We start from the raw sequence: 7,293 nt of genomic DNA, 5'->3' as shown, positions 1-7,293 counted from the left end.
GAACAGCTCGGGAACCGGGCAGAGCTCCAGCGGGTCGTCCGGCCGGTGTGTCCAGCGCCACCAGGTGTGCCGGTCGGCGCACCGCCGCAGGGAGCGGCAGGCCCTCCGCCCGTCGCCGTCCGCCGACAGCACCAGACCGCCGGCCGTCAGGGGCTTGCCGCACTCGGGACAGGACGGGTAAGGGTCGGCCGTGCGAGGAACCCTGGGCACGACACCCTGGGCACGACCGCCCGGTGATCGGAGTCCCACGGCCGGTATCGCAGTCGACCGCGGGCGTCTGGGATGTCCGGCGCGTCAGTCCCCGGCCGATGCCTCCCTGCGGCGCAGCACGATCAGGGTCGCCCCGCCGATCAGGACGAAGCCGATGGCGATGCCGCCGATCAGGGGCGTCAGACCCGAACTGCCGGTCTCGGCGAGGTTGGTGTCCGTGGCGGAGCCCTGCACGGCCGGGCTCGGTTCGGTCAGGGTCTGCGTGCTGGTGTCCGGCTCGGCGCCCTGGATCTGGCAGTCCAGCATGCCGGTGAAGCGCTGGGTGAGGCCGCCGGGGCCGCGGACCGTCAAGTCGTAGGCCTGGTCCTCCTGGAGGGGGACCGTGATCGTCCGGGTCTCGCCCGGGGCGATGGTGTGCTCCAGACCGACCAGGTCGAACGTGAACGGCTCGTCGCCCTTGTTCGCCGCGATGACGTCCACGCCGCCCTCGGCGCAGTTCTTCACCGCCGACAGGGCCGGGATCGCGCCCTCCTTCGCCCAGGTCGCCCCGGCCGTCGCCGACACCGTCGACTCGCTGGAGCCGGCCAGGATCTGCGTCTGGCTGCGGCTCTCGGAGGCGAAGGCGCGGCCGACCGGCACGGTCGTCGAGGCCTGCACGGTCAGCGCCGCCGAACCGGCCGCCGCGTCCTCGGGCACCTCGAAGAACACCTGCCCGCCGTCGGACGCCGAAGTGACCTCCTCGCCACGCCGGTCGACGATGCGCACTCCGCTCGTGGCGGCGTCCGCGGGCGGGGTGAGCGTCGCGGCACCGGCGTTGGTGCGCACCGTCACCGGGCCGATCCGCTCGCCCGGCCGGCCGGAGACGGCCGGCGGGTCGAGGGTCAGCGAGGCCTGGGGCTCGGGCAGGGCGCGGGCGTTCTTCTGCAGGTAGTCGGCGAGTTGCTCGGCCTGGGGGTCGAGCGCGTCGACGGCCACGTCGTCCGAGTAGCGCCAGATCGCCACCTGCGTGCCGGCCGCCGCGTCCTGCTCGGTCAGCGCACCGCGGACTCCCGCCTTCCGGGCGAGCGCCGCGAGGTCGTTGACCTGCGGGTAGGAGTTCTGCAGGATCCAGCGGATCCTGCCGGCGTCCTTGTTGACGCCCAGGGACGTGCCGCTCCAGGGCGTCTCGTGGTACTTGGCGTCCCGCTGCGTCGGGTTGTGGAGGTCGACGCAGTACGTCTGCAGCATGCCTCCGCCCTCGACGGACATCTCGAACAGCCCCGCCGACACCTGCTGTTCGCCGGTGGCGCCCTGTATGACGGCGGTGCCGTACGTCTTGAGCCCGGCTATCGTCGCGGTCGCTCCGCCCTGGCTGCGCGTCGTCTCGTCGGCGGCCGCCGGGCCGGCACCGGCCAGCGCGCCCGCGGCGACGAGCCCGGTCACCAGCGTCGTGGCGGCGAAGCGGGCCGCCCCTTGCCTGCGTGCGAACACCGCCGACACCGAAGCAAACACCACATCTCCTTCGAGCGGGACCTGTGACGTGGGGGGACGGTCCCACCTGCAGATTTCGAAAGCATCTCTGGCCCCAGGAGCCTCAAGAGCCATTCCGGCATCCTAGGGAGGCGGCGGAGCCCGCCCGCCGGTCAGACGGTCCGATGAGTATTCCGACTCGGAATCGTTATCGCCGAGACCCTGGTGAGCAGGGCTTATCGACATGTCCACCCTGGTCGTTCGGGTGCACACCCGTCGATAAGCCGCAGTTCGGACGGAGCGGCGGTGACTGACGTCACGTCAAAAGCGCCGGCTCGTCCGACCGTTGCCGGACCGCCTCCTGGGTGTCGCCCGAACTGTCCGGCGGAGTCTCCCAGTTGGGCTCCGGCCGGGGCGGCGGCGCCGTCGCCTCCTGCTTGCCTCCGCGCCGGAAGGCGGAGGTGCCCCAGGCCAGGTCGTGGCCGATCGCGACCGCGTCGATGTCCGCCGAGGTCCAGCTCTGCCCCTCGCGCACATCGGTGCGCACCTTGAGCCTGCCCTGCACGATCACGGGCTCGCCCACCGTCAGCGACGCCGCCGTGTTCGTCGCGAGCTGGCGGTTGGCCCACACCGTGAAGAAGTTGGTGTGCCCGTCCGTCCACGTGTTCTTCTCGCGGTCCCAGTAGCGCGCGGTCACCGCCAGCCGGAACCTCGCCGACGGCCCGGACGCCATCTCCCGGTACACCGGCTGCGTCGCCACCCTGCCGACCGCGCACACCATCGTCTCGTTCATCGCGTACCCCTCCCTCGCCCGGCCCACGGATCACGGCACCGGGCCGACACGCGTACGGGCCCGTCCCGTACGGCTGTGTCCCCCAGACTGCCGCCGCCGGGCCGGGCCCGCTGAACGCTGTGGACCGCCCTCTCACCTGTGGACAACTCCGTCACCCGCACGGGTGACGCGGAGCGGCCGCAGCGGAGGGGCAGGCTCTCCGCCGGGGCCTCAGGCCCGGACCACCCTGCCGTACTGCTCCCTGACCTCCCGGTACCGCAGCAGCTCCGCCGCCACCGGATCCAGCACCCGCGCCCTGCCGCACCCGGCCGCCGCCTCCCGCAGTCGCCGCTCGGCCTCCAGGCCGTAACGCCGGCCGGGGCCGCGGGCCGCCATCTTGCAGCTCCACTCGATGAGCGGACCGCCGACGATGCCGATCACCATCAGCAGCACCGGCACGCCCAGGTTCGGCGCCATGAACCCGATGATCTGGCCCAGCAGCCACAGCCCGCCCAGGAACTGCAGGATCGTCATGGACGCCTGGGACAGCACCGCCACCGGCCACCAGCCCGGCCGCGGCGGCCGCCCGGCCGGTACCCCCGCGCGCACGGACAGCTCGTCCAGCGCCTCGGGCAGCCCCTGCGCGCCGCGGGCGGCCGCCTCGCGCACCGCCTGGGCCCACGGCGCGGGCAGTCCGGCCGAGGCCCGGTCGGCCACCGTGCGCACCGCCTGTTCGACCCGCTGCCGTGCGGTCGCCTCCTCGTCCGCCTGCGCACGGGAGGGGATCCGGCCGGTGGCGGGCTCGCCGCGGTCCTGGTACCAGCGCCACAGCCGCAGCCAGGGCGTGCCGCAGGCGCGGTTGGCGTTGCGCAGCCAGGCGCGTTCGGCCGCCTCGCCCGCCGCCGTGGCCCCGACGGCGTCCGCGAGCCGGTCGGCGAACTCCTCCCGGGCCTGTTCGCTGAGTCCGGTCCGCCGCCGCGTGGCGTAGACGGGCCGCAGCCGGGCCGCGGCGATGTCGACGTCGGCCGAGATGCGCCGGGCCGGGGCGCCGCGCTCGGACACGAACTGGCCCAGCGCCTCGCGCAGTTCGCCTACGCCGTCGCCGGTGAGCGCGGAGAGCGCGAGGACGGTCGTACCGGGCTCGCCGTACTCCCCGAGGGCGATGCCGTCCTCGTCGAGGAGCCGCCGCAGGTCGTCGAGGACCTGCTCGGCGGCCTCCCCGGGCAGCCGGTCGATCTGGTTGAGGACGACGAACATGACCTCGGCGTGGGCCGCCATCGGCCGCAGGTAGCGCTCGTGCAGGAGGGCGTCGGCGTACTTCTCCGGGTCCACGACCCAGATGACCGCGTCGACGAGCGCCAGGATGCGGTCGACGTGCTCGCGGTGCTGTACGGCGGCGGAGTCGTGGTCGGGCAGGTCGACCAGGACGAGTCCGCGCAGCGGCGACTCGCCGTCCCCGGAGGGCAGCGGCCGCCGCCGCAGCCGGGGCGGGATGCCGAGTCGCTCGATGAGGCTCGCGGCCCCGTCGCTCCAACTGCACGCGATGGGCGCCGCGGTGGTGGGGCGGCGCACCCCGGTCTCCGAGATGGCCACCCCGGCGAGCGCGTTGAACAGCTGTGACTTGCCGCTGCCGGTGGCGCCCGCGATGGCGACGACGGTGTGCTGCCCGGAGAGCCTGCGCCGGGCGGACGCCTCGTCGAGGACCCGGCCGGCCTCGGACAGGGTGCGGCTGTCGAGGCGGGTGCGGGAGAGGCCCACGAGTTCGCGCAGGGCTTCGAGCCGGGAGCGCAGGGGGCCGTCGTAGACCAGCGGGGTCACCGTGGCCGGGGCGACGGAGCGGCTGTCCAGTGCGGGGAACGCGGTCCCGTCGGTGGTCTCCGTGACCCGGCGGGCGATGAGTCCGTCGTCCCAGGACTCCGGGGAGTCCGTACGGGCCGCGCGCTCGCCCCGCGCGGTGCCCGGGGAGGGGCCCGCGGCGCCGCGTGCCCGGTTCGCCTCGCCGTCCGGCTGATCGGCGTGCTCGGTGGGGTCCTGATCAGTGATGGCGGTCACCGGTCACCTCTCCTTCTGCAGTACGGACAGCGCGGCGATGAGTTCGGCCTGTGGCTCGGGGTGGATGCCGAGGGCGTCGAGCGGGGCGAGCCGGCGCTCGCGTTCGGCGTGCAGGACCCGGTCGACGTGCTCGCCGAGCAGCCGTCCGGCCCGGTCGCGCAGCCGCAGCGCGCCGTGGGCGCCGATCCGCTCGGCGAGCCCTTCCCCGGCCATGCGGCCCCGGCGGCCGCCGAGCAGCGAGGTGGCCACCAGGGCGGCGACCAGCTCGGGGTCGGGCGCGAGGGCGCGGTCCAGCTCGCGTACCTCGTCCTCGGCGTGCTCCTCCAGCTCGCGCCGCCAGCGCCGGACGGCGAGCCCGATCCGGTGCTCGGCGCTGTCCGCCGCGGGTTCCCGCGCGACGAGTTCCGGAGCGGCCGAGGCCGGTTCGCGCCGCCAGGCGTCGTCCACGCGTTCGTCGGCGGCGGTGACGGCACACAGCAGCAGCGCGCTCAGACTCTCGACGAGCGCGTCGAGGAGCTCGGCGGCGGTGCAGTCCAGGGGGAAGGCGCGCCACCGCTTGAGCGCGTCGCCGGCGAGCACGGCCCCGGACTGCAACCGGGCCCGCACGCGCGCGTGCTCGCTGTCGTACGCCCCCTCGACTGCCGAGGTGAGGCGCAGGGCGGCGGCGTACTGCGCGGCGGCGGCGCCGGCCAGCTCCGGCATCCGGGACTTGAGGGAGTCGAGGACGCCGTACGCGGTACGGGCCAGGACCTGCCGGCGGGCCGCGGGGTCCTGGGCGTGGTGGATGAGCCAGTTGCGCAGCTGGGCGACTGCGGTGGCGGGCAGCAGGCCGCCGCCCCAGGCGGACTCGGGCAGTTCCGGCACGGTGAAGCGCGGCACCTCGCCGAGCCCCGCCTTGGTGAGGAGGGCCCCGTACTGCCGTGACACCTCGTTGACCACCTGGTGGGGCACCCGGTCGAGCACGGTGACGAGGGTGACGTCGTACTCCTTGGCCGTGCGCAGCATGTGCCAGGGGACGGCGTCGGCGTAGCGGGCGGCCGTGGTGACCATCACCCAGATGTCGGCGGCGCAGATGAGTTCGGCGGCCAGGACGCGGTTGTCGGCGACCAGGGAGTCGATGTCGGGCGCGTCGAGCAGGGCGAGGCCGGGGGGCAGGGTCTCGGCGGTCTCGACGCGGAGCACGCGCGCGGGGTTCTCGCCGGGCAGCAGCAGGTCGTCCGTGGCGTCCTGCTGGGGCACCCATACGCGGGTGAGGTCGGGCAGCACCCGCATCCCGCTGAACCAGTGGTGATCCTCCGGATGGCAGACCAGCACGGGGGTCCGGGTCGTCGGCCGCAGCACGCCCGCCTCGCTGACGCGCCGCCCCACGAGGGAGTTCACGAGGGTGGACTTCCCGGCGCCGGTGGAGCCGCCGACGACGGCCAGAAGTGGCGCTTCGGGGTCCCTCAGCCGGGGCACCAAGTAGTCGTCGAGCTGGGCGAGCAGTTCGTCGCGGTTGGCACGCGCGCGTGGGGCCCCCGCCAGGGGCAGCGGAAAGCGTGCGGCGGCGACACGGTCGCGCAGGGCGGAGAGTGCGTCGAGCAGCTGAGGCCGTACGTCCAAGGTCACCACATGTGAAGAATGCCCAATTTTAGGGGAATTCTGAAGCATATGAGCATGTCTGCGCGCCGACAGAACACAAGGGACGGAAGGGGCGACTGGGACACGGGCACAGTCCAGGCATAACGAGTGCACAACACCCGATGCGTCAGACGCCAAAAGCGATGCACGATTCGTACCTGCCTGCGATTATCAGGACCGCTTCACCGAACCTCCACATCGAGCCACGGAGGCGAAGCAACAGGGACAAGGACGCGGGAGCCCTATCCTTGTCCCCGGCAACGTCACGGATCGGCCCACACCCGGGCACCCAGACAGAGGCCACCACACCCGGCCCCCGTAGCTCAGTGGATAGAGCAGGCGCCTTCTAAGCGCTTGGCCGCAGGTTCGAGTCCTGCCGGGGGCGCAAGTCTCCGCCCTCCCCCTGGGAGGGCGTTTCTGCTTTCCGGGCCGCTGCCCGGGCTTCCCGCACCCCAGCCCACGCGCGATCATGGGCCCCGGATCACGACCCGTGAAAGGGGCACCCCGTGCGGCTGCGTTGTGCTGTGCTGGACGACTTCCAGATGGTGGCGACCGAGGTCGCCGACTGGTCGGCCGTCACCGACGACGTGGAGGTCGTGTCGTTCGACCGGCACCTCGACGGCGAGGACGCCCTGGCCGCCGCCCTCGCCGAGTTCGACATCGTCGTGACCCTGCGCGAGCGCGTGCCGTTCCCCGGCTCGCTGATCGCCCGGCTGCCCCGGCTGAAACTGCTCGTCGCCTCCGGCATGCGCAACTCCGTCATCGACTACGCGGCCGCCGAGGCGCACGGCGTCACGGTGTGCGGCACGGCCAGCTCCTCCACCCCGCCCGTCGAACTGACCTGGGCGCTGCTGCTCGGCCTCGCCCGCGGCATCGTCGAGGAGAGCGACGCCCTGCGCTCCGGCGGCCCCTGGCAGAGCACGGTCGGCGCCGACCTGCACGGCCGTCGTCTCGGGCTCCTCGGTCTGGGGAAGATCGGCAGCCGGGTCGCCCAGGTCGGCCTCGCCTTCGGCATGCGGGTCTGCGCCTGGAGCCAGAACCTCACCCGGGAGCGGGCCGAGGAGGTGGGGGTGGGACTCGCCGCTTCCAAGGAGCGGCTGCTCGCCGACAGCGACTTCGTCTCGGTCCACCTCGCGCTGAGCGACCGCACCCGCGGCCTGCTCGGGGCCGCCGAACTCGCCCTGCTCAAG

The 7,293-nt window shown here is 73.6% G+C and carries 6 protein-coding genes and 1 tRNA gene; 2 read left to right on the top strand and 5 right to left on the bottom strand.

What is annotated here, in order from left to right; all coding sequences use genetic code 11:
• The 5 genes from RIN80_RS25340 to RIN80_RS25320 form a co-directional block, all read right to left on the bottom strand.
• A partial coding sequence (locus RIN80_RS25340) for a dehydrogenase (RefSeq protein WP_309097966.1) occupies positions 1–210 on the bottom strand: 210 nt, incomplete at its 3' end.
• 84 nt (positions 211–294) lie between these two features.
• Complete coding sequence (locus RIN80_RS25335; RefSeq protein ID WP_309097965.1) at positions 295–1,701, bottom strand: Cys-Gln thioester bond-forming surface protein; 1,407 nt, start codon at positions 1,699–1,701, stop codon at positions 295–297.
• 274 nt (positions 1,702–1,975) lie between these two features.
• Positions 1,976–2,452, bottom strand: a complete 477-nt coding sequence (locus RIN80_RS25330) for a single-stranded DNA-binding protein (protein WP_309097964.1) — start codon at positions 2,450–2,452, stop codon at positions 1,976–1,978.
• 210 nt (positions 2,453–2,662) lie between these two features.
• Positions 2,663–4,483 carry a YfjP family GTPase gene (locus RIN80_RS25325; RefSeq protein ID WP_309097963.1) on the bottom strand — a complete coding sequence of 607 codons (1,821 nt, stop codon included), beginning with the start codon at positions 4,481–4,483 and terminating at the stop codon, positions 2,663–2,665.
• Positions 4,484–4,486: 3 nt separating this feature from the next.
• Positions 4,487–6,094 (bottom strand): dynamin family protein, encoded by a 1,608-nt coding sequence (locus tag RIN80_RS25320; RefSeq protein WP_309097962.1) that lies wholly within the window; start codon positions 6,092–6,094, stop codon positions 4,487–4,489.
• A 321-nt stretch (positions 6,095–6,415) separates the two neighbouring features.
• Here RIN80_RS25320 and RIN80_RS25315 point away from each other — a divergent pair.
• Both RIN80_RS25315 and RIN80_RS25310 read left to right on the top strand, forming a co-directional pair.
• Positions 6,416–6,488: transfer RNA gene (locus RIN80_RS25315), tRNA-Arg, on the top strand.
• 121 nt (positions 6,489–6,609) lie between these two features.
• Positions 6,610–7,293: NAD(P)-dependent oxidoreductase (locus tag RIN80_RS25310; RefSeq protein WP_309097961.1), on the top strand; the 684-nt coding region annotated here is incomplete at its 3' end.

It is taken from the genome of Streptomyces sp., assembly GCF_031181705.1.
GTDB lineage: Bacteria > Actinomycetota > Actinomycetes > Streptomycetales > Streptomycetaceae > Streptomyces.
The sequence above is the reverse complement of the archived record's forward strand: the minus strand, read 5'-3'. Positions and strand labels throughout refer to the sequence as shown.

Bases quoted from the DNA above. Each gene is read 5' to 3' on its own strand.
- RIN80_RS25330 (WP_309097964.1), bottom strand. From the start codon at position 2,452: ATGAACGAGACGATGGTGTGCGCGGTCGGCAGGGTGGCGACGCAGCCG.